Source organism: Serratia sp. FDAARGOS_506, assembly GCF_003812745.1.
Classification (GTDB): Bacteria; Pseudomonadota; Gammaproteobacteria; order Enterobacterales; family Enterobacteriaceae; genus Serratia.
Window position 1 is genome coordinate 4,110,001 of sequence record NZ_CP033831.1, and the last position, 20,256, is coordinate 4,130,256.

At 58.1% G+C, this 20,256-nt stretch carries 20 protein-coding genes, 1 pseudogene and 1 other annotated feature; of the genes and pseudogenes, 11 read left to right on the forward strand and 10 right to left on the reverse strand.

All coding sequences use genetic code 11. The features are described from left to right. Positions 1 to 55 precede the first annotated feature (55 nt). The 5 genes from EGY12_RS19845 to EGY12_RS19865 all read right to left on the reverse strand — a co-directional run bounded on the left by EGY12_RS19845 (position 56) and on the right by EGY12_RS19865 (position 2,957). The gene (locus EGY12_RS19845) at positions 56 to 550 is read right to left on the reverse strand and encodes a DinB family protein (RefSeq protein WP_123895112.1); all 495 of its coding nucleotides are present in this window, start codon (positions 548 to 550) and stop codon (positions 56 to 58) included. Positions 551 to 612: 62 nt separating this feature from the next. Continuing rightward, the gene (locus EGY12_RS19850) at positions 613 to 825 is read right to left on the reverse strand and encodes a hypothetical protein (protein WP_253722873.1); all 213 of its coding nucleotides are present in this window, start codon (positions 823 to 825) and stop codon (positions 613 to 615) included. A gap of 107 nt (positions 826 to 932) precedes the next feature. Next, the gene (locus EGY12_RS19855) at positions 933 to 1,292 is read right to left on the reverse strand and encodes a Rap1a/Tai family immunity protein (protein ID WP_049271313.1); all 360 of its coding nucleotides are present in this window, start codon (positions 1,290 to 1,292) and stop codon (positions 933 to 935) included. A gap of 115 nt (positions 1,293 to 1,407) precedes the next feature. Further along, positions 1,408 to 2,028: an L-threonylcarbamoyladenylate synthase gene (locus EGY12_RS19860; RefSeq protein WP_033643268.1), complete on the reverse strand. Its 621-nt coding sequence runs from the start codon at positions 2,026 to 2,028 to the stop codon at positions 1,408 to 1,410. A 47-nt stretch (positions 2,029 to 2,075) separates the two neighbouring features. Continuing rightward, positions 2,076 to 2,957 carry a PHP domain-containing protein gene (locus EGY12_RS19865; protein WP_123895113.1) on the reverse strand — a complete coding sequence of 294 codons (882 nt, stop codon included), beginning with the start codon at positions 2,955 to 2,957 and terminating at the stop codon, positions 2,076 to 2,078. A 252-nt stretch (positions 2,958 to 3,209) separates the two neighbouring features. Continuing rightward, positions 3,210 to 3,313: a sequence feature (Trp leader region), on the forward strand. A gap of 24 nt (positions 3,314 to 3,337) precedes the next feature. On the opposite strand from EGY12_RS19865, the gene EGY12_RS19870 reads away from it, so the two are divergent. The 6 genes and pseudogenes from EGY12_RS19870 (at position 3,338) to EGY12_RS19900 (ending at position 10,429) form a co-directional block, all read left to right on the forward strand. Then, the gene (locus tag EGY12_RS19870; RefSeq protein ID WP_123895114.1) at positions 3,338 to 4,900 is read left to right on the forward strand and encodes an anthranilate synthase component 1; all 1,563 of its coding nucleotides are present in this window, start codon (positions 3,338 to 3,340) and stop codon (positions 4,898 to 4,900) included. Then, positions 4,900 to 6,496, forward strand: a pseudogene (gene trpD, locus EGY12_RS23495) (bifunctional anthranilate synthase glutamate amidotransferase component TrpG/anthranilate phosphoribosyltransferase TrpD). Before EGY12_RS19870 ends, trpD begins: the two are co-directional and overlap by 1 nt. A 3-nt stretch (positions 6,497 to 6,499) precedes the next feature. Then, positions 6,500 to 7,861, forward strand: a complete 1,362-nt coding sequence (gene trpCF / locus EGY12_RS19885; protein WP_172962969.1) for a bifunctional indole-3-glycerol-phosphate synthase TrpC/phosphoribosylanthranilate isomerase TrpF — start codon at positions 6,500 to 6,502, stop codon at positions 7,859 to 7,861. A gap of 38 nt (positions 7,862 to 7,899) precedes the next feature. Next, complete coding sequence (gene trpB, locus EGY12_RS19890; RefSeq protein ID WP_172962970.1) at positions 7,900 to 9,093, forward strand: tryptophan synthase subunit beta; 1,194 nt, start codon at positions 7,900 to 7,902, stop codon at positions 9,091 to 9,093. Next, the gene (trpA, locus tag EGY12_RS19895; protein WP_033634763.1) at positions 9,093 to 9,899 is read left to right on the forward strand and encodes a tryptophan synthase subunit alpha; all 807 of its coding nucleotides are present in this window, start codon (positions 9,093 to 9,095) and stop codon (positions 9,897 to 9,899) included. Before trpB ends, trpA begins: the two co-directional genes overlap by 1 nt. 215 nt (positions 9,900 to 10,114) lie before the next feature. Beyond that, positions 10,115 to 10,429: a BON domain-containing protein gene (locus EGY12_RS19900; RefSeq protein WP_004932073.1), complete on the forward strand. Its 315-nt coding sequence runs from the start codon at positions 10,115 to 10,117 to the stop codon at positions 10,427 to 10,429. A 43-nt stretch (positions 10,430 to 10,472) separates the two neighbouring features. On the opposite strand, the gene ompW is transcribed toward EGY12_RS19900, so the two are convergent. Then, the gene (gene ompW / locus EGY12_RS19905; protein WP_019452715.1) at positions 10,473 to 11,105 is read right to left on the reverse strand and encodes an outer membrane protein OmpW; all 633 of its coding nucleotides are present in this window, start codon (positions 11,103 to 11,105) and stop codon (positions 10,473 to 10,475) included. Between the two features lie 286 nt (positions 11,106 to 11,391). Between ompW and EGY12_RS19910 the strand changes: the two genes are divergently transcribed. Both EGY12_RS19910 and EGY12_RS19915 read left to right on the forward strand, forming a co-directional pair. Further along, on the forward strand, positions 11,392 to 11,832 hold the full coding sequence (locus EGY12_RS19910) for a YkgJ family cysteine cluster protein (RefSeq protein WP_123895118.1): 441 nt from the start codon (positions 11,392 to 11,394) through the stop codon (positions 11,830 to 11,832). A 34-nt stretch (positions 11,833 to 11,866) separates the two neighbouring features. After that, positions 11,867 to 12,619 carry a YciC family protein gene (locus EGY12_RS19915; RefSeq protein ID WP_123895119.1) on the forward strand — a complete coding sequence of 251 codons (753 nt, stop codon included), beginning with the start codon at positions 11,867 to 11,869 and terminating at the stop codon, positions 12,617 to 12,619. 50 nt (positions 12,620 to 12,669) lie between these two features. On the opposite strand, the gene EGY12_RS19920 is transcribed toward EGY12_RS19915, so the two are convergent. Further along, a complete protein-coding gene (locus EGY12_RS19920) occupies positions 12,670 to 14,373 on the reverse strand; it encodes a SulP family inorganic anion transporter (RefSeq protein ID WP_123895120.1) in 1,704 nt (567 codons plus the stop codon). A 221-nt stretch (positions 14,374 to 14,594) separates the two neighbouring features. On the opposite strand from EGY12_RS19920, the gene EGY12_RS19925 reads away from it, so the two are divergent. Further along, positions 14,595 to 15,134, forward strand: a complete 540-nt coding sequence (locus tag EGY12_RS19925; RefSeq protein ID WP_016927511.1) for a septation protein A — start codon at positions 14,595 to 14,597, stop codon at positions 15,132 to 15,134. Positions 15,135 to 15,210: 76 nt separating this feature from the next. After that, complete coding sequence (gene yciA, locus EGY12_RS19930; RefSeq protein WP_004932085.1) at positions 15,211 to 15,639, forward strand: acyl-CoA thioester hydrolase YciA; 429 nt, start codon at positions 15,211 to 15,213, stop codon at positions 15,637 to 15,639. A gap of 69 nt (positions 15,640 to 15,708) precedes the next feature. Here yciA and tonB read toward each other — a convergent pair whose 3' ends face one another. Together tonB and EGY12_RS19940 are read right to left on the reverse strand one after the other, a co-directional pair. After that, a complete protein-coding gene (tonB, locus tag EGY12_RS19935; RefSeq protein WP_123895121.1) occupies positions 15,709 to 16,452 on the reverse strand; it encodes a TonB system transport protein TonB in 744 nt (247 codons plus the stop codon). 235 nt (positions 16,453 to 16,687) lie between these two features. Continuing rightward, on the reverse strand, positions 16,688 to 17,341 hold the full coding sequence (locus tag EGY12_RS19940) for an epoxyqueuosine reductase QueH (protein WP_033634769.1): 654 nt from the start codon (positions 17,339 to 17,341) through the stop codon (positions 16,688 to 16,690). Between the two features lie 175 nt (positions 17,342 to 17,516). On the opposite strand from EGY12_RS19940, the gene EGY12_RS19945 reads away from it, so the two are divergent. Further along, positions 17,517 to 17,813 (forward strand): YciI family protein, encoded by a 297-nt coding sequence (locus EGY12_RS19945; protein WP_123895122.1) that lies wholly within the window; start codon positions 17,517 to 17,519, stop codon positions 17,811 to 17,813. A 414-nt stretch (positions 17,814 to 18,227) separates the two neighbouring features. On the opposite strand, the gene EGY12_RS19950 is transcribed toward EGY12_RS19945, so the two are convergent. Next, on the reverse strand, positions 18,228 to 20,114 hold the full coding sequence (locus tag EGY12_RS19950) for a hypothetical protein (protein ID WP_123895123.1): 1,887 nt from the start codon (positions 20,112 to 20,114) through the stop codon (positions 18,228 to 18,230). Positions 20,115 to 20,256: the final 142 nt, after the last annotated feature.

A 20,256-nucleotide genomic window follows, 5' to 3' on the forward strand; every position in this document is an offset into this window, starting at 1 on the left:
AGGGTTTCGGCCACCGCATCTCCTGTCTGCGTTATGTTGGTACAGCGCTCGACGATTAAGCTACACCCCCATCGCGTACAAACACGGTCAAAACATCCTGTGGCGCTTTGACAGCACTTTCAGTAATCAGCCATCCCACCGCACCACGGTGGTAGCAGCCATGATGCTCAACGTGCGCCAACATTTCCCGTCGCAGCATATCCCCAGGGCCGCCGTCGACGAAGGTAAAATGAATGCGCTCATCCAGTTGCGCTTCGCTCAGCGAAGCGATATACGCGAGGTAGCCTCGATCGCTGGCCAACATCGCCTCTTCCAGCGCTTCCAGCGTTGGGGTTTCTTGGGTGTTCAGCGCCGTATAGCCATGGCGTTGCCCTTGCAAATTGGCGATAAAAATCTGATCGACGACATAGATATGATTCATCAAGCGAAGCATCAAATGACGCTGCTTAGGCCATGCATCGGCATCCACTTTTCGAATGGCGGCGAAGGTCTCCGCATCCGCCCATTGCTTATAATTGAACAGTTGCTCCAAGTGCTTTTTCAATGACATATGACCTCTTAATTCAGGGGGGCCGTAACGATTTCGCCAGCCAGTATAATACCGCTATCCTGTTATTTGAGGGCGATGGACAAAATATCCTCCACCGCCCACAGCACCGCGTCGGGCCGTTCCAGAATGTCGAGGTGAGTGCGAGCCTCTCCTAAACGCACCACGGAGAAAAACGGCTGCTCGGCGGCAAATGCCTGCCGCCGCCGCAGATAATCGTCGCAGCGATCCAACGAGTAAATATGCCGGCACGGCGGCGGCGCGCTCATCCCCGCCATGCGTTGCAGCGGCGAGCCGAATTGCCGGTAGGCCGGTTATTGAAGTTCGTGCGGAAAGAGTCCGAGCGCACCTTACTGAAAAAATGCGCACCTATTGGAATAGGAACTTAATGACGAACGCAGGGATAGGCGGCGCTTAACGCCAACATGATCACCGACGGTGCCGAATAATGCAGTTGCTCAGGATGTTCGTTCAAATACTGCATCACCGCGTCGGCGGCTATGCCGATGCTCATCCCGGCTTCCGGGCAGATATTGCGATTGCCCTGCATGGAATAGGTATCGAATACGCCGGCCACATATCCCATGAACATGCCGCCATTCAGCGCTTCGGCAACGGTGGCTTCACCACTTTTATTTTTTACGTAACCGCCGGATTCCGACAGCAAGGCGCTGCCTGAATAAAAACCCGCATTTGCCATTGAGGAAAATAATAAGGCCGCTAAAAAAGAAACCTGTTTAATCATTGCTGCGCATCCTGCCCATTATCAATTCTGAAGTATTCAAGGATAGCGGCTTTCACGCGAAATAGCGGCGTTTCAGCCGATTTTCAGACAATGGGCAAGGTGGCAACAATTTACATCAACGGAAAGGCGCCGCGTCGCCCGCCCCTTCACGCACCACTTCCGGCGAGGATTCGGTCAGATCGATAACCGTAGTCGGCTGCTGGCCGAGGAAACCACCGTGGATCACCAGATCGACCACCTTGCCCAAGTGATCGCTAATCTCTTCCGGATCGGACTCAGCAAAGTCATTGCCCGGCAGCATCAGGGTGGTGGACATCATCGGCTCGTTCAGCGCTTCCAGCAGCGCCAGCGCGATCGGGTTCGACGGCACGCGCAGGCCAATGGTTTTACGCTTTTCATTCATCAGGCGGCGCGGTACTTCTTTGGTCGCTTTCAGAATGAAGGTGTAGTTGCCCGGCGTATTGTTTTTGATCAGGCGGAACGCCGTATTATCGACGTGCGCATAGGTCGACAACTCGGACAGATCGCGGCACATCAGGGTAAAGTTGTGGTTGCCGTCCAATTGACGGATGCGGCAAATGCGTTCCATCGCCGCCTTCTCTTCCAGCATACAACCCAGTGCATAGCCGGAATCGGTGGGATAAACGATCACCCCGCCCTTGCGCAGTACCTCGACTGCCTGGTTAATCAAACGCGGCTGCGGGTTGTCCGGGTGAATATAAAATAGCTGACTCATGACTTGCTCCTAAAATGATGCCCGCGCGCGTTGCCACGCGCGTAAAATCAGACCGCCTCGCCCGGTTGCGGCCAATCGCGCCACACTGGCTCGACGCCGCCCGGCAACCACAGTTTGCGGCCCAGTTCGATCCACGAACAAGGCTGATGAAAATCAGAGCCTTGCGAGGCCAACAGGCGGTAGTCCTGGGCGTATTTCGCCAGCTGCGAACGCTCATGCGGTGCCTGCTGGCACTGCGCCACCTCCATAGCGTCGCCACCGTGTTCGGCGAAATGCGCCAACAAACGTTTCAACCACTTCGCGGTCAGATCGTAACGGCCAGGATGCGCCATCACCGCCTGACCGCCCGATTGATGAATTGCATCAATGGCTTGTTCTATTGTACACCACTGCGGCGGCACGTAGCCGGTTTTGCCCTTGGCCAGGTATTTCTTGAATACCTGCGCCATGTTGTCCGCCACGCCAATCTCCACCAGGTAACGGGCGAAATGGCCGCGGGTTACCGCGCCGATGCCCGCCAGCCGCTGGGCGCCGGCATAGGCGTCGGGAATGCGCGCTTTAGCCAACCGTACACCGATCTCCTGCGCCCGCCGATTGCGGCGTTCGGTTTGCTCCGCCAATAGCGCCACCAGCGCCGGGTGCGCGACGTCCATGCCCAACCCAACGATATGGATCTCATGATTTTCCCACAGCGTCGAGATTTCCACCCCATTAACCAACCGCAGCGGCAACGCCTGCTCCGCAATGGCGGCGGCGGCTTCGGCCAGCCCGGCGGTGGTATCGTGATCGGTGATCGCCAGCACGCCCACGCGCATCTCGACTGCCCGCTGCACCAGCTGCGTCGGCGTCAGGTAGCCGTCTGAGGCGGTTGTGTGGCTGTGGAGGTCATACAGAGTAAAAGCGGTGGATTGGGGGTTACTGTCTGTCAAAACGGATATCCGGCAATGGCTTGGTTTTCTATCATACCCGCGATCGGCGGCCGGACGGAAATCTATTCTGCCCTGGCCGCAGGCGCCAGGCGGATGATGAACAGAATTCACGCTGACCGCTAAAACATTGTGCAAAAAGAGGGTTGACTTTGCCGTCGCGAACCAGTTAACTAGTACACAAGTTCACGGCAACGGCCGTGTCGGATGAGAGTTAACAAAGAGAGTCTGCAAATGAACAAATACATTTCTCTTCACGGTTGGTGGCGTACCTCCCTCTTGCGGGCGGTGTAATCGCGCATAGCTGTCATCTGACAATGCAGATTTCCTGAGCCCGCACCTGATGCGGGCTTTTTTATGGACAGAATTCACTGGAACCACCGATGATGAACACCAAACCACAACTGACATTGCTGAAGGCGCAAGCCAGCTACCGGGGCGACCCCACCACCATTTTCCACCAGCTGTGCGGCGCCCGTCCGGCCACCCTGCTGCTGGAATCGGCGGAAATCAACAGCAAACAGAATCTGCAGAGCCTGCTGGTGATTGACAGCGCGCTGCGCATTACCGCACTGGGCCGCGCCGTCAGCGTGCAGGCGCTGACCGCCAACGGCGCGGCGCTGCTGCCGCTGCTGGACGAAGCGCTGCCGCCCGAGGTGCGCAATCAGGCGCGCCCCAACGGCCGCGAGCTGACCTTCCCCGCGATCGATGCGGTGCAAGACGAAGACGCCCGCCTGCGCTCACTGTCGGTGTTCGACGCGCTGCGCACACTGCTGACCCTGGTGGACTCCCCGTCGGACGAGCGCGAAGCCGTGATGCTGGGCGGCCTGTTCGCCTACGATTTGGTCGCCGGTTTCGAAGATCTGCCGGCGCTGCGCCAGGATCAGCGCTGCCCGGACTTCTGCTTCTATCTGGCGGAAACCCTGTTGGTGTTGGATCACCAACGCGGCTCGGCTCGTCTGCAAGCCAGCGTCTTCAGCGAGCAAGCGAGTGAAGCGCAGCGTTTGCAGCAACGCCTGGAACAGCTGCAGGCCGAGTTGCAACAAACCCCGCAACCGATCCCGCACCAAAAGCTCGAGAATATGCAGCTGAGCTGCAACCAGAGCGACGAAGAGTACGGCGCGGTGGTCAGTGGGCTGCAGGAAGCTATCCGTCAGGGCGAGATTTTCCAGGTGGTGCCGTCGCGCCGCTTCTCCCTGCCGTGCCCGGCACCGCTGGCGGCCTACCAAACCTTGAAAGACAACAACCCCAGCCCGTACATGTTCTTCATGCAGGATAATGACTTCACCCTGTTCGGCGCTTCGCCTGAGAGCGCGCTGAAATACGACGCGGGCAATCGCCAAATCGAAATCTACCCGATCGCCGGCACTCGCCCGCGCGGCCGCCGTGCTGACGGTTCGCTGGATCTGGATCTCGACAGCCGCATCGAGCTGGAAATGCGCACCGACCACAAAGAGCTGGCCGAGCACCTGATGCTGGTCGACCTGGCGCGCAACGATCTGGCGCGTATCTGCCAGGCCGGCAGCCGCTATGTGGCCGACCTGACCAAGGTGGATCGCTATTCATTCGTCATGCACCTGGTTTCCCGGGTGGTGGGTACCCTGCGCGCCGATCTCGACGTGCTGCACGCCTACCAGGCCTGCATGAACATGGGCACCCTGAGCGGCGCGCCGAAAGTGCGGGCGATGCAGCTGATCGCCGCCTCGGAAGGCACGCGCCGCGGCAGCTACGGCGGCGCGGTGGGTTACTTCACCGCCACCGGCGATCTGGATACCTGCATCGTCATTCGTTCCGCCTACGTTGAAGACGGCATCGCCACCGTGCAGGCCGGCGCCGGCGTAGTGTTGGATTCCATCCCGCAGGCGGAAGCCGACGAAACCCGCAACAAAGCCCGTGCCGTGCTGCGCGCCATCGCCACTGCGCACCATGCCAAGGAGGTGTTCTGATGGCCGATATCCTGCTGCTCGACAACGTCGACTCCTTTACCTACAACCTGGTCGATCAGCTGCGCGCCAGCGGCCACCAGGTGGTGATTTACCGTAACCAGATCGCCGCCGAGGTGATCATCGAACGCCTGGAGCACATGACCCAGCCGGTGCTGATGCTCTCGCCCGGCCCCGGCACGCCGTCCGAAGCGGGCTGCATGCCGGAACTGCTGCAGCGCCTGCTCGGCCGGCTGCCGATCATCGGCATCTGCCTCGGCCACCAGGCGATCGTCGAAGCCTACGGCGGCCAGGTCGGCCAAGCGGGCGAGATCCTGCACGGCAAAGCCTCCGCGATCGTTCACGATGGTGAGGGCATGTTCGCCGGCATGGCGAACCCGCTGCCAGTGGCGCGCTACCACTCGCTGGTCGGCAGTAATATCCCGGCCGATCTGACCGTCAACGCCCGTTTCGGCGAGATGGTGATGGCGGTGCGCGACGATCGTCGCCGCGTGTGCGGCTTCCAGTTCCATCCGGAATCGATTCTGACCACCCACGGCGCGCGCCTGCTTGAGCAGACCCTGGCCTGGGCGCTGGCGAAGTAATATAAGGAACACGACGATGCAACCTATTCTTGAGAAACTGTACCGCGCCGAGTCGATGAGCCAGCAGGAAAGCCAACAGCTGTTCAGCGCCATCGTGCGCGGCGAATTGGAGCCGAGCCAACTGGCAGCGGCGTTGATCAGCATGAAAGTCCGCGGCGAGCGCCCGGAGGAGATCGCCGGCGCCGCCAAAGCGCTGCTGGACGACGCTCAGCCGTTCCCGCGCCCTGACTACCTGTTCGCCGATATCGTCGGTACCGGCGGCGACGGTACCAACAGCATCAATATTTCCACCGCCAGCGCCTTCGTGGCGGCGGCGTGCGGCGCGAAGATCGCCAAACACGGTAACCGCAGCGTCTCCAGCCGCTCCGGCTCTTCGGACCTGCTCGCGGCGTTCGGCATCCGCCTGGATCTGCCGGCGGAAGATGCGCGCAAGGCGCTGGACGATCTCGGCGTGTGTTTCCTGTTCGCGCCGCAGTATCACACCGGTTTTCGTCACGCCATGCCGGTGCGCCAGCAGTTGAAAACCCGCACGCTGTTCAACGTGCTGGGTCCGCTGATCAACCCGGCACGTCCGCCGCTGGCGCTGATCGGCGTGTACAGCCCGGAACTGGTGCTGCCGATTGCCGAAACCCTGCGCGTACTGGGTTATCAGCGCGCGGCGGTGGTTCACGGCGGCGGCATGGACGAGGTGGCGATCCACGCCACGACGCACGTAGCGGAATTGAACAACGGCGAAATCAGCAGCTACCAGCTCACGCCGCAGTCCTTCGGATTGGAGACCTATCCGCTGGAAGCCTTGCTGGGCGGCACGCCGGAAGAAAACCGTGACATTTTGGCGCGGCTGTTACAAGGTAAAGGCGAGCCGGCGCACGCTGCGGCGGTCGCGGCCAACGTCGCGTTGCTTCTGAAGTTATTCGGACATGAAGACCTGCGCCAAAATGCGCGGCAGGCACTGGATATGATCAACAGCGGGCAGGCCTATGAGCGTGTCATCGCACTGGCGGCAAGAGGATAAATGATGCAGGAAACCGTGCTACACAAGATTGTCCGCGACAAAGCGCAATGGATCGCGGCGCGACAACAGCAACAGCCCCTGGCCGGCTTTCAGAATGACATCGTATCGAGCGAACGCAGCTTCTATCACGCGCTGCAGGGCACCCGGACGGCGTTCATTCTCGAATGCAAGAAAGCCTCTCCTTCCAAGGGACTGATTCGCGAAAACTTTGATCCGGTGGAGATCGCCACGGTCTATAAAGATTTCGCCTCGGCGATCTCGGTGCTGACCGACGAAAAATACTTCCAGGGCAGTTTCGATTTCCTGCCGCTGGTCAGTAAAACCGTCAGCCAGCCGGTGTTGTGTAAAGACTTTATCATCGACCCGTATCAGATTTACCTGGCGCGCTACTATCAGGCCGATGCCATTCTGCTGATGCTGTCGGTGTTGACCGACGAGCAGTACCGCCAGCTGGCGGCGGTGGCCCACAGCCTGAATATGGGCGTGCTGACTGAAGTGATCAGTGAAGAAGAGCTGCAGCGCGCAATCGCGCTGGAAGCGCGCGTAGTCGGCATCAACAACCGCGATCTGCGCGATCTGAGCATCGACCTGGATCGCACCCGCCAACTGGCGCCGCGCGTGCCGCATGGCGTGACGGTGATCAGCGAGTCGGGCATCAACAATTACGGGCAGATCCGCGAGCTGAGCCATTACGCCAACGGCTTCCTGATCGGCAGTGCGCTGATGTCGGAACCCGATCTGCGCGCCGCCGTGCGCCGCGTGATCTTGGGTGACAACAAAGTGTGCGGCCTGACCCGTCCGCAGGACGCCGCCGCCGCCTATCAGGCCGGCGCCATCTACGGCGGGCTAATCTTCGTTGGGCGTTCACCGCGGTATGTGGACATCACCCGCGCCCGCGAAGTGATCTCCGGCGCGCCCCTGAAATACGTCGGCGTGTTCTGCGACGCCCAGGTCGATACCGTGGCGCTGACCGTTGAGCGCCTCGGTCTGCATGCGGTGCAATTGCACGGCGCGGAAGATCAGGCCTATATCAGCGCCCTGCGCGCCCGCTTGCCGGCCGATTGCCGCATCTGGAAAGCGTTGAGCGTGAAAGATCGGGTGCCGGCGCGCGATCTGCAGCATGTAGACCGTTATCTGCTGGACAACGGCGCCGGCGGCACCGGCCAACGCTTCGACTGGTCGGTATTGCAAGGCGAAGATCTGACTAACGTGATGCTGGCGGGCGGCCTGCGCGCCGACAACTGCGTCGAAGCGGCCAAGCTCGGCTGCGCCGGGCTGGACTTCAACTCCGGCGTGGAAAGCGAACCGGGCATCAAAGATCCCGCGCGCCTGGCCTCGGTCTTCCAGACCCTGCGCGCCTACTGAATACGGCTCTATATTAATAACGGATAATAACGGGAACTATCATGACGCTGCTTAACCCCTACTTCGGCGAATTTGGTGGCCAATATGTGCCGCAAATTCTGATGCCGGCCCTGAAACAACTGGAAGAAGCCTTTGTCAGCGCGCAGCGCGATCCGGAATTCCAGGCGGAATTTATCGACCTGTTGAAGAACTACGCGGGCCGCCCGACGGCGCTGACGCTGTGCAAAAACCTCACCGCCGGCAGCAACACCAAGCTTTATCTGAAGCGTGAAGACCTGCTGCACGGCGGCGCGCACAAGACCAACCAGGTGCTGGGCCAGGCCCTGCTGGCCAAGCGCATGGGCAAAACCGAGATCATTGCGGAAACCGGCGCGGGCCAACACGGCGTCGCTTCAGCGCTGGCCTGTGCGCTGCTCGGCCTGAAATGCCGCATCTATATGGGCGCCAAAGACGTCGAACGCCAGTCGCCTAACGTGTTCCGCATGCGGCTGATGGGCGCTGAAGTGATCCCGGTGCACAGCGGTTCCGCCACCCTGAAAGACGCCTGCAACGAAGCGTTGCGCGACTGGTCCGGCAGCTATGAAACCGCGCACTATATGCTCGGCACCGCCGCCGGCCCGCACCCTTACCCCACCATCGTGCGTGAATTCCAGCGCATGATCGGCGAAGAAACCAAAGCGCAGGTGCTGGAGCGCGAAGGCCGCCTGCCGGATGCGGTCATCGCCTGCGTCGGCGGCGGCTCCAACGCCATCGGCATGTTCGCCGACTTTATCGATGACGCCGACGTTGGGCTGATCGGCGTGGAGCCCGCCGGTCTGGGCATCGAAACCGGCCAGCACGGCGCGCCGCTGAAGCACGGTCACGTCGGCATCTACTTCGGCATGAAGGCGCCGATGATGCAGACCGCCGAAGGTCAGATTGAAGAATCCTATTCGATCTCCGCCGGGCTGGACTTCCCGTCCGTCGGGCCGCAACACGCCTTCCTGAACAGCATCGGCCGCGCCGAATACGTGTCGATCACCGACGACGAAGCGCTGGAAGCGTTCAAGGCGCTGTCGCGCCATGAAGGCATCATTCCGGCGCTGGAGTCTTCACACGCCCTGGCGCACGCGCTGAAAATGATCCGTGAAACACCGCAAAAAGAGCAGATCCTGGTGGTCAACCTGTCCGGCCGCGGCGACAAAGACATATTTACCGTTCACGACATTTTGAAAGCACGGGGAGAAATCTGATGGAACGTTATCAGCAACTGTTCACGCGTCTGGAAAGCAGCAAGGAAGGCGCCTTCGTCCCGTTTGTGACGCTGGGCGATCCTAATCCGGCGCTGTCGCTGCAGATTATCGACACCCTGATCGAAGCCGGCGCGGACGCGCTGGAGCTGGGCATCCCCTTCTCCGATCCGCTGGCGGATGGCCCAACCATCCAAAGCGCGACGCTGCGCGCCTTCGCCGCCGGCGTCACGCCTACCCAGTGCTTCGAGATGTTGGCGGCTATCCGCCAGAAGCACCCGACCATTCCCATCGGCCTGCTGATGTACGCCAACCTGGTGTTCCATAAAGGCATCGATGCGTTTTACCAACGCTGCGCCGAAGTGGGCGTGGATTCGGTGCTGGTCGCCGACGTGCCGTTTGAAGAGTCTGCGCCGTTCCGCGCCGCCGCCGCTCGCCACGGTATCGCACCGATCTTCATTTGCCCACCGAACGCCGATGACGATCTGCTGCGTGAAATCGCCTCGCACGGCCGCGGCTATACTTACCTGCTGTCGCGCGCCGGGGTGACCGGCACCGAAAGCCGGGCGCAGCTGCCGCTGCATCACCTGGTGAACAAACTGCGCGAGTATCACGCCGCACCACCGCTGCAAGGCTTCGGCATCTCCGAACCCGAACAGGTGAAAGCTGCGCTGCAGGCCGGGGCCGCCGGCGCGATCTCCGGCTCGGCCATCGTCAAAATCATCGAACAGCACCATGCCAACCCGGCGGAGATGCTGACCAAGCTGGCGGCCTTCGTCAGCAATATGAAACGCGCCACCCGGGCGTGATCCTCTTTAGCGAGCGCCCTGTCGGCGCTCGCTTTAACAGCTTGTTTCCCCTCAAGGTTTGTTCCATTTATTTGCAGCAAAAGTTTGAACAAACCCTGGTCTTGTCTCACAATGAACTTTGTTCGCTATGCATTTCTTTGTTTGCTTGGGGAATGCGCACGCTGCGGCGAAAAACTGTACGAATTTCAACCATAACATTGCATGGAGAGTAATTTATGAAGCTTTTTAAAACCCTTTCGGCCTTGTGCATGGCAGCCGTTGTGGCGGTCGCGGTGAGCGCTTGCGCGCCGACGGCAAAATCAGAGGGAACAGGCGGTTATATCGATGACACGGTGATCACCACCAAAGTGAAATCGGCACTGCTGGCGGATAAAAACATCAAGTCGCGCGAAATCAGCGTGGAAACCTTTAAAGGACGCGTTCAGTTGAGCGGTTTCGTAACGTCCAGCGATGACGCCAACCGTGCGGTGCAGGTCACTCGCGGCGTTGCCGGCGTGAAATCGGTTGAAAACGTGATGCAACTTAAATAATGCGACACAGGGAGGCGCAACGCCTCCCTGTTTGTGGCCTTCATCAGAAGCGATAACCCGCCCCGAACATGAACACCCACGGATCCAGACGCGTATCGAAGCTGTGGTGCCCGCCATTCGCATCGTTGAAGCGAGTTTTGGTTTCGATGTTCATCCACCACACCGACATGTTCAGCATCCAGTGCTCATCCAGGTTGTAATCCAGACCGGCCTGCGCCGCTACACCCCATGAGTCTTTCAGATCGAGGTTACTCAAACCGGCGCTTTTGCCGTAGTCGTTGAACTTCTCGTCGAAGAAGGTGGTGTAGTTAACGCCAACGCCCAGGTAAGGACGCAGTTTGTCCTGCTTATCGCCGAAGTAGTATTGCGCCATCAGCGTAGGAGGCAATTGGTGAACGGTCGCCAGATCGGTGCCGCCCAGCGTAACCTTGTGGCGGAATGGTGTCGCGGCCAACAACTCAACGCCGATGTTGTCCGTCACCATGTAACCGAAGGTCAGACCGAGCTGGGTGTTATTTTTCGCATCCAGCGAACCCAACCCCAATACGTTGTCCGAACCCGCATTTGGACGCACCGTCGCGGTTCCCGCGCGGAACAGGAAATCACCGGCCTGATGCGCACTTGCCAACATAGGCGCCATCATCGTCGCCAATACCACCAGAGTTGTCTTTTTCATTATCCATTCCATTTGTGTGGTTAATCTCTCGAGGGGGAATATACCTACTTTCGGGTATTTGTGATCCCATCGAGATCACATCTTATGTGTAAAAATTTAAAATCCTACTAAAAACAAGGTTACCTAACCGCTTAATAAATCAAGGATTGATCTGCATCAAAAAATCGATTTTGTTGCAAATTATCTACATGTTCAAATTTCGGTTGCGGAGAAAAATGCGGCTGAGGTAATTTCATTTTCCGTGTTGGTTTTGGTTGGTGCCGTAAGGAGTCGGTGGGCAATCAAGATGAGCGAAGTCCTTAATCCCTGTGTCAGCTGCGGCGCATGCTGCGGTTATTTTCGAGTTTCATTCTATTGGGCCGAAGCCGAAGACGGCGGCGGCACCGTTCCCCTTTCCTTGACAGAGCCGCTGACCCCGTTCCTGCGCTGTATGCAGGGGACTAACAGCAAGTCCCCCCGCTGCAATGCACTGGACGGCGAGATCGGCAAAGCCGTGTCCTGCTCGATCTACCTCAATCGGCCCAGCCCGTGCAGGGAGTTCGATCAGTCCGGTGAAAACGGCCTGCGCAACGAAGCCTGCGATCGCGCCCGGGAACGCTACGGCCTGCCGCCCCTGCCGGTGCCCTTGCCGCTATCGCTGCCTGAAACGCCGATCGTTGAAGAAATAGGCGTAGTGCAATTCGCGGGGTGCCACAGCGGCGTGGAACAGGGTACAATCACCCACTGATTTATCTCTGTTTTCCCGACGCCAAGGAGTCTGCATGCCTATCACGGCCAACGCTTTGTACCGTGACAGTTTTAATTTTTTACGCAACCAACTGGCCAGCATTCTGATGCTGGCGCTGTTGACGGCGTTTATCTCCGTGCTGCTGAATCAGGCCTTCAGCCCCGATGCCGAACAGTTGGCGACGCTCGCTGCCTCCACCAGCGATTTCGCTTCATCTACCGGTATGGGCATTCAGGAAGTGATCCAGCAGATGACGCCGGAACAGCAGATGGTGCTGCTGAAAGTATCGGCGGCCGCCACCTTCTCCGCGCTGGTCGGCAACGTGCTGCTGGTCGGCGGGATGCTGACGCTGATCCGTCTGGTGTCGCAAGGAGAACGCACCAGCGCCCTGCGCGCGCTCGGCGCCTCGGCGCCCGATCTGCCGCGTCTGTTGCTGCTGCTGTTTATCTGCACCCTACTGATCCAGCTCGGCCTGACGCTGTTTGTGGTGCCGGGCGTGCTCATGGCGATCGCCTTCGCGCTGGCGCCGGTGATCGCCTCCGTCGACAAAAAAGGCGTGTTCGCTTCGCTCAAACTGAGCAGCAAATTGGCCTTCGCCAATGCGCGCGTGATTGTGCCTGCGATGATGCTGTGGCTGGCGGCCAAGCTGCTGGTGCTGTTTTTGGTGAGCCATCTGTCGGTGCTGACGCCGAACGTCGCCAGCGTGGTGCTGACCGCGTTGAGCAACCTGGTGTCTGCCCTGCTGCTGATCTACCTGTTCCGTCTGTACATGCTGTTGCGCGGCTAACGCCAAGCAACCCAAAGCAAGGGGCACGCTTTGGCGTGCCCCTTTTTTGTTTACCCCATAGTGGCGGCTTCCGCCTGCTCCTTACTCTGAATCAACTTCAGCGCCAGATACAGGTCCGGCACCAAAATCAGTTCTTTGTCGCGCCCTAACCGGTTGATGCGGAACCAGCGCGTCAGCTCGGTGCGGCGCCCTGCCAACACCAACTTAACGTTACGCTGTAACAGATCACGCTTCAGTTCGTCGATTGCCGCCAGCACGCTGATATCGGCATGAGTAAAACTGGCTACCGCGTCCACCACCACCCAGCGCGGCTGGAACGGCGTGCTGTCGACCAAATTGAGGATGCGACGTTTAAAATAGGCCACGTTGAAATAGGTCAGCGGCGAATTGAAACGATACATCATGACGCCAGGCACCGCCTTCACCCCATTGTTGTTGCCCATGGAATGGATCATGCCTTCGTCGTTGACGCCCAGCAGCTGTTCCGTCGGACGGAAGACGGTGCGCAGAAACTGCATCAGCCCCAGCAAAACCGCCAACCCGATACCGCTGATCACCCCCACCAGCAGCACGCTGAGGAAGGTAAATAGCGCCAGGCGGAAAGCCTGTGCGTTGCGGCGGCGCAAAACCCAGATGCCGCGAATATCCAGCAGCGACCAGGCCGCATACATCAGCACCACGCCCAATCCCGCCACCGGAATAAACTGCAGCGGGGCCATCAGGAACAGCAAGACAAAGGCGATTACCCCGGCGGCGATGATCGACACCAGCTGGCTCTTGCCGCCGTTGGCGTCATTCACCGCAGTGCGCGAGTCCGCACCGCTGATGGCGAAACCTTGCGACAGCGCAGAGACGATATTCACCAACCCCAGCGCACGAAACTCGGCGTCGGCGTTCACCTCATAACCGTTCTTGGCGGCGAAGCTGCGGGCGGTGAGCATCATGCTGACAAAGCTCACCACCGCCAGGTTGAGCGCCGGGATCACCATGTCGCGCAGCAAACCGGGCTGGAAGTCCGGCCACTGGACGATCGGCAACACGCCGCTGAAACCGCCCACCGTCACCACGCCATGCTGCTGCAGGCCGCCCGCCCAGGTAACGAACGCCGCCAGCACGATGGCAAACAGCGGCGCCGGCCAGTTAGGCCGCCATTTTTTAAATCCGAGCAGCGTCACCAGCGTCAGCAATGACACCGCCATCGTCAACCAGTCGCTGTGCAGCAGATTGCCGGGCAGCGCGTAGATGCGCTCGATCAGCTGCGCCGGACGCACCGTGAACCCCAGCACCTTACCGATCTGATCAACGATAATGGTAATTGCCACGCCGTTCAGCAGCCCGCTGAGGATCGGCCGCGACAGCAGATCCGCCAGTGCTCCCAGTTTGAACCGGCTGGCCAGCAGGCACCAACCGCCCATCATGGCGGTCATCATGATGGTCAGCTGCCAATGGCGCTCCATATTGCCCGCCGCCAGCGGCGTCACCACCGCGGCGATCACCGCACAGGTGGCGGCGTCGGGCCCGACGATCAGCTGGCGTGACGAGCCGAACAGCGCATAGGCCACCATCGGTAAGATACAGGAATAGAGCCCCACCACCGGGCTGACCCCGGCCAGCTCGGCGTAAGCGATGGCCACCGGCAAGGCGACGGCGGCGACGGAAAGGCCGGCGCGAATATCCGGCTTGAGCCAGCTGCGCTGATACCCCAATAAATGCGTCAAACCAGGCGTCAGGGCCTGGAGAGATTTCCACTGCATGCTGTTTTCCGCGGTAAATTATCTGGTTATTATGATACTTACTATGCGACCTGCGGCCCGTGCTGGCAATGCGCCCGCGCTTTCTTGCGTAAGTTTATGCAAATTCCTGCTTTCGCGGCAGAAATCCGCCGGCCAAACGCCGATAATCGGCAACGCCCGGCGGTACACAGAGCTCGCCGAATCCGGTATAGTCGGCCGATGAACAGATGATGGATTGATTTATGAAGCAGTTTCTTGATTTCCTCCCGTTAATTGTCTTTTTCGCTTTTTACAAGCTGTACGACATTTACGTCGCTTCCGGCGCGTTAATTGTCGCCACCGCGCTGGCGCTGGTGTTCACCTGGGTGAAATACCGCAAGGTCGAGAAGATGACGCTGATCACCTTCCTGATGGTGTTGGTGTTCGGCACCCTGACGCTGGTGTTCCACAACGATTTGTTCATCAAGTGGAAGGTCACGGTGATTTACGCGCTGTTCGCGCTGGCGCTGCTGATCAGCCAATGGGTGCTCAAAAAACCGCTGGTTCAGCGCATGCTGGGCAAAGAGCTGACTCTGCCGGACAAAGTGTGGAGTAACCTCAACCTGGCCTGGGCGATCTTCTTCCTGGCCTGCGGCCTGGCGAACATCTATGTCGCCTTCTGGTTGCCGCAAAGCGTCTGGGTCAATTTCAAAGTCTTTGGCCTGACGGTGCTCACGCTGGTCTTCACCCTCCTCAGCGGTATCTATATTTACCGGCACATGCCGGAAGAACAGAAAAAATAGTTACAAAATTGTTAATGCCTGCGGCGCTTGCCGCGGGCAGTATGATGTTATTCCCTCCTTTTAAAAGCAGACTGCTATGACACAACAACGACCTTTACCCAGCGGCGAGCTGGTGCTGCGCACGCTGGCCATGCCGGCCGATACCAATGCCAACGGCGATATCTTCGGCGGCTGGCTGATGTCGCAAATGGATATCGGCGGCGCCATCCAGGCAAAAGAGATCGCCGAAGGGCGCGTGGTGACCGTGCGCGTGGACGGCATGACCTTCCTGAAACCGGTGGCGGTAGGCGACGTGGTTTGCTGCTATGCGCACTGCATCCGTACCGGACGCAGCTCGATCACCATCAATATCGAAGTGTGGGTCAAGAAAGTCTCTTCCGCTCCAATCGGCCAGCGCTACCGGGCGACCGAAGCGGTGTTCACCTACGTGGCGGTTGATGCGGAAGGCAACTCGCGCGCGCTTCCTGAGGGCAAAATGAATTTCCGCGTCGGCTTCGAAGAATAAGCCTGCGGCTGCGCCGCAAATGCAAAAAGGGTCGCCAAGGCGACCCTTTCTTTTTGGTGGTGACCGAATTCAGTTCAATTCGGTCGTGCCGTTCAGCTTGAAGCGGATAGTGACGGTGCGATCTTTCGCTTCTTTGGCTTCATAGCGCCATTTGCGCATCGCCTGCTTCACTTCACGTTCGAACATGTTGCGCGGCTCAGCCGACAAGATACGCACGTTGCTGACGCGCCCGTCGCTGTCGATATCGAACTGCACCCGCACGTTGCCTTCGATCTGCAAAGCCTGGGCTCGCGGCGGATAAAGCGGATTGGCGCGGCTGAGCGGTCTTGGCCCGACCTCGCGCGAGTTGCCCTGCACCGGCGCGGCAGGCGCCTGTTTCACCGGCGCTTTATCGATCGGTTTAGCCGGAGAATCGTGGTTGAACGGCGACGGCTCGCGCGGTTCGACCTTCTTCGGCTCCGGTTTGACCTGTTTTTCTACCTTCGGCTTCGGCTTAGGCTTCGGTTTCGGCTTGACCGGCTCTGGCTTCACGATCGCCTTCGGCGGCGGCTCCACGATAGGTTCAGGTTCAGGCTCCGGCTCAGGTTCGACCTGCGGCGGTTCCGGCTCGGCCGGCGCCGGTGGCGGTGGTTCGGCCATCGCGGCGGTGTTGACCATCATGACGCTGATCGGCGCGTCCTCTGGCTTCGGCAGCTCCGCCACTTCTTTTACCGAAGCGTAAAGCAATCCCGCCACCAGGGCGCTGTGCAGGCCTACGGACAAGACGAAAGGCACGGATATACGGCGATTAAGGAACATCTTTTTTAGCGGCATAATGATTCTGTTTCCTCTGGTTCGCCAAGTTTAAATGCAAATAGCAATCATATTCAATAACGAAAGGCAAACTATCGCTTTAATCGTCAGTATGCGCGGCTAAAACCAGCAAACTCATAAGGATATTAACCTGCCCGTTGCTTTTTTATCGCCTGAACAACACGCTTCATTAACGTTTGGCCGGGCGCCAAAAGTAAAAAACCCGCCGTAGCGGGTTGATTGCGGTGATTAAGCGTTATTCCTCATCGCCATAGTAAAGCACGCCCAGCTTAATCAGCGGCCGCCCTTGCGCCTTGCGGTGCAGGTTGGTATCGCGCAACGAATAGACGCAGCCGCAGTATTCCTGCTGATAGAAGCGTTCGCGCTTGCTGATCTCTATCATGCGCGACGAACCGCCCTTCTTGCGCCAGTTGTAATCCCAGTACACCAGGTCAGGATATTTTTCCGCCGCCCGGATGCCGCAGTCGGTGATCTGCTGCATGTTCTTCCAACGCGAGATGCCCAATGAACTGGAGATGGTGTCGTAACCGTGCTCATGCGCATACAGCGCCGTACGCTCAAAACGCATGTCAAAACACATGGTGCAGCGAATGCCGCGCTCCGGCTCATTTTCCATCCCCTTGGCGCGGGCGAACCAGTTGTCGGTGTCGTAATCGGCATCGATAATCGGCACACCGTGCTTCTCAGCGAAACGGATGTTCTCTTCCTTGCGCAGCAGATACTCTTTTTGCGGGTGAATGTTGGGGTTATAGAAGAAAATGGCGTACTCGATCCCGGAAGCCTGGATCGCCTCCATCACCTCACCGGAACAGGGCGCGCAGCAAGAATGCAGCAGTAGTTTACTTTTGCCCGCCGGCAAATCGAGTTTTTCCCTTACCAGTTCCGTCATATCCTCACCTCAATGGCATGTCTGTTTAAGCGCGCCGCACTATACGAATAAAAAGTAGCGGCTTCAAGGCATAAGCGCCAATCCGCCAGGAAATTCACCGCGCACCGTTCCCCTGTCGCACCTTTTGCGCTACTTTGGTAGCACCGTTTTATAGCCATGATTTTAAAGGTGAAACATGCTTTATCTGATCTACGCGCAAGACGCCCCCAACTCACTGGAAAACCGTCTGGCGGTGCGCCCGGCACACCTGGCGCGCCTGCAGGCGCTGCGCGACGCCGGCCGCCTGGTGGTCGCCGGCCCTAACCCGGCCATCGACAGCAACGAACCCGGCACCGCCGGCTTTACCGGTTCGACGGTGATCGCCGAATTCGAGTCGCTGGCGGAAGCCCAGGCCTGGGCGCAGCAGGACCCTTATATCGCCGCCGGGGTCTATGCCGACGTGACGGTGAAGCCGTTCAAGCAGGTGTTCTGACACGCGGCAGGTTTCAATCCCGGGAGCGGCACGCCGTTCCCGGTCAAGGCATGATCTCGCCCTAACGCAGCGTGCAGGTCACCGCGCACCGAACGAAGACACTGTCGCCGTCAAACGGCTGCTATTCGGCACCAGTTTTACATCCTAGCCGGTCAAACTGTACAAACCACGGTGAACTACATCCGGCGTTCGGAGTTGTAGGACGAAGAAACGAACGCCATTTTGACACGCGATGTGGCAACGCGGGTTGGGTTAAGTGCGAACTGAAGATCTGTCCTTAATTCAGTAAGGCACAAAAGGCTTCATTACGTTAGCCGGCGACACCCGCATCAAGCACAGGACGTCAAGGCCGCACATTCCATGCAGTAACGAAATGTGCGGCATGTCATGCTCGATTAATGCAGGGTACTCGCGTCAGACCTGTCGCAGGTAAACATCCGTAATGCGCAGATCAAAGTTACTTTTCATTTCAGTGACGTCAATAAGCAAGAAAGCGTGCGTAGCCCAGTCCGGCGCTCGCTCGAAGGCGGGCGGCTGCGTAGGATAACCCTGCATTTGGCCTGGGATGATAACGTTTTTCAAATCAGATTCATTGCCGCTAAATTGATAAGTGTAAACGTGACCGGTTTCCTGCTTGAGAATTTGGGGTTCAACGTCTTGTTGTGGACCATATTCGCGCAGCTTCGCCCATAGAATTTTGACTTGGCAGCGTTGCCCATCACCCGCGTAAGTGTTGGCGCGAACATGGTGAATAACGCTGCCGTAACCTTTCAGGCTGACGGTTCCCAGCACCGCCTGGAACACACCATTACCAGCGGCCGCGTTGCGCCCCAATGAAACAAAATCGGCCTGGCGAATAAGGCTGAAATTGGTGCTGTTAGTCGTACCCCACCCGTAGCGAGATTTGCGTACCGTATTAACACCTCCCGGCGGCAGAACCCAAACTTCCTCAGCCCATTTGTCGCTACCGTTGCTATACGTCGTGCCATCCAGCCAATTGTCCTGTACGGTTGTATCGGTTCGCACCTGAGTTAACAGATAAGGCCAAGAGATAGGCAATTGCGTATTACGTAGAGAGACAGAACCCGTGCCATCAATCCAACCACTGACGTTGGCGTCACCACCTTGTTGCATCTGACCGATATTGACCTTATCAAATACCACTCGCGCCAAATTACCCACATAGAATGGGTTAGAGGTTGTCGGATAGGCCGTCGGGCTACCGCCGGCTTTGAAGGTAAAAAGACCGCCGATAATGTTGACTTTGCAAAGTTTAGCATCCGGAATGTTCAGGATGTAATTTTGTGGGCCATAGCCTTCAACGTGACAATCGCGGAAAATATGTTGTCCACCCTCGATATGCATATACTTTCCGACATGGCTGGAGGAGGTTTGCGGCCCGTTCTTACCGTAAATGTAATCAAAGGAACAGTTTAAAAAATAGCTGTAGCCCCCCTGTAATTTCACACCGCAATTGCTCTGAGCGAAAATGCAGCTGTGGAAATTCATCTCTTCACCGGAATTGGAAGTATTGTCGGGGAAGTAATAGCAAATGTCACAGTGATTGAAACTAAAGCCATACATGCGCAGGAAGTAAAAATCGGTAGTGCCGGTTATGCCATACGCAAAACCTTCGATCCCACCGCCGATAAAGGTCAGCGAATTGCGACCATAGTTAGCCGAGAGCGAAGTAGAAAACGTCATGCCATCGACAAATGAATTGGCGCCAGGGCCAATCATACGCAAATTTTTCACGCTGAGATTGCCCTGGGTATAACCGGCGTTGTTTTGCCATTGAATCGCGATTTTACGTTCGGTGGCGTTGCCCTGTGTCATGGCGCTAAAATCCAGCAAGGCGCCGGAGAAATCGTAATCGACGGTTTTCAAATCCAGCTTCAGCGTTTCCGTACATTTAAACTGCCCGCTCCCGAACTGCAGATTCCCGTTTTTCAATACGCGTGAACCGCTGGATACCGCCTGCGAGCTGGCATAATCGTGAGCGGCTTGAATGGCAGCGGCGTCCTCTGAAATACCGTCACCTTTCGCACCGAACATATAAGGCGACACCGTACCGGCAACGTCCAGGACGCGCACCCACAACCAAGCGGCGTTGGGACGGATGAACATCCCGCCATCATCCATCGGTGTCGATTGTGCTTTGGCGACGAAGATACCGCCGCCGACGGGCTGACGATTGCTGGCATTCCAATCGCCGTAGTATGCGGTCACGGCGATCAATTCACCGACTGCGCCAGGAAGAGTGTTTCGTAACGTAGCGATATCAGGGCAAGTATTCATCATATTATCCTCACAGGGTTACTGTATTTATATACAGCCATGTAACTCTATGAACGAATGAACCATGCATCAATATCGGGAGTGTTGTTCTATTGCCCACCGAACATACTGGTCTATTGGATGTAACGCCTCCTTCTGCTACTTT

Coding starts and splice junctions, on each gene's coding strand:
- EGY12_RS19870 (WP_123895114.1), top strand. CDS start 3,338: ATGATGAACACCAAACCACAACTGACATTGCTGAAGGCGCAAGCCAGC.
- EGY12_RS19945 (WP_123895122.1), top strand. CDS start 17,517: ATGCTTTATCTGATCTACGCGCAAGACGCCCCCAACTCACTGGAAAAC.
- EGY12_RS19850 (WP_253722873.1), bottom strand. CDS start 825: ATGGCGGGGATGAGCGCGCCGCCGCCGTGCCGGCATATTTACTCGTTG.
- EGY12_RS19855 (WP_049271313.1), bottom strand. CDS start 1,292: ATGATTAAACAGGTTTCTTTTTTAGCGGCCTTATTATTTTCCTCAATG.
- yciA (WP_004932085.1), top strand. CDS start 15,211: ATGACACAACAACGACCTTTACCCAGCGGCGAGCTGGTGCTGCGCACG.
- EGY12_RS19860 (WP_033643268.1), bottom strand. CDS start 2,028: ATGAGTCAGCTATTTTATATTCACCCGGACAACCCGCAGCCGCGTTTG.
- ompW (WP_019452715.1), bottom strand. CDS start 11,105: ATGAAAAAGACAACTCTGGTGGTATTGGCGACGATGATGGCGCCTATG.
- EGY12_RS19950 (WP_123895123.1), bottom strand. CDS start 20,114: ATGATGAATACTTGCCCTGATATCGCTACGTTACGAAACACTCTTCCT.
- trpA (WP_033634763.1), top strand. CDS start 9,093: ATGGAACGTTATCAGCAACTGTTCACGCGTCTGGAAAGCAGCAAGGAA.
- trpCF (WP_172962969.1), top strand. CDS start 6,500: ATGCAGGAAACCGTGCTACACAAGATTGTCCGCGACAAAGCGCAATGG.
- EGY12_RS19925 (WP_016927511.1), top strand. CDS start 14,595: ATGAAGCAGTTTCTTGATTTCCTCCCGTTAATTGTCTTTTTCGCTTTT.
- EGY12_RS19920 (WP_123895120.1), bottom strand. CDS start 14,373: ATGCAGTGGAAATCTCTCCAGGCCCTGACGCCTGGTTTGACGCATTTA.
- EGY12_RS19900 (WP_004932073.1), top strand. CDS start 10,115: ATGAAGCTTTTTAAAACCCTTTCGGCCTTGTGCATGGCAGCCGTTGTG.
- tonB (WP_123895121.1), bottom strand. CDS start 16,452: ATGCCGCTAAAAAAGATGTTCCTTAATCGCCGTATATCCGTGCCTTTC.
- EGY12_RS19910 (WP_123895118.1), top strand. CDS start 11,392: ATGAGCGAAGTCCTTAATCCCTGTGTCAGCTGCGGCGCATGCTGCGGT.
- EGY12_RS19915 (WP_123895119.1), top strand. CDS start 11,867: ATGCCTATCACGGCCAACGCTTTGTACCGTGACAGTTTTAATTTTTTA.
- EGY12_RS19845 (WP_123895112.1), bottom strand. CDS start 550: ATGTCATTGAAAAAGCACTTGGAGCAACTGTTCAATTATAAGCAATGG.
- EGY12_RS19940 (WP_033634769.1), bottom strand. CDS start 17,341: ATGACGGAACTGGTAAGGGAAAAACTCGATTTGCCGGCGGGCAAAAGT.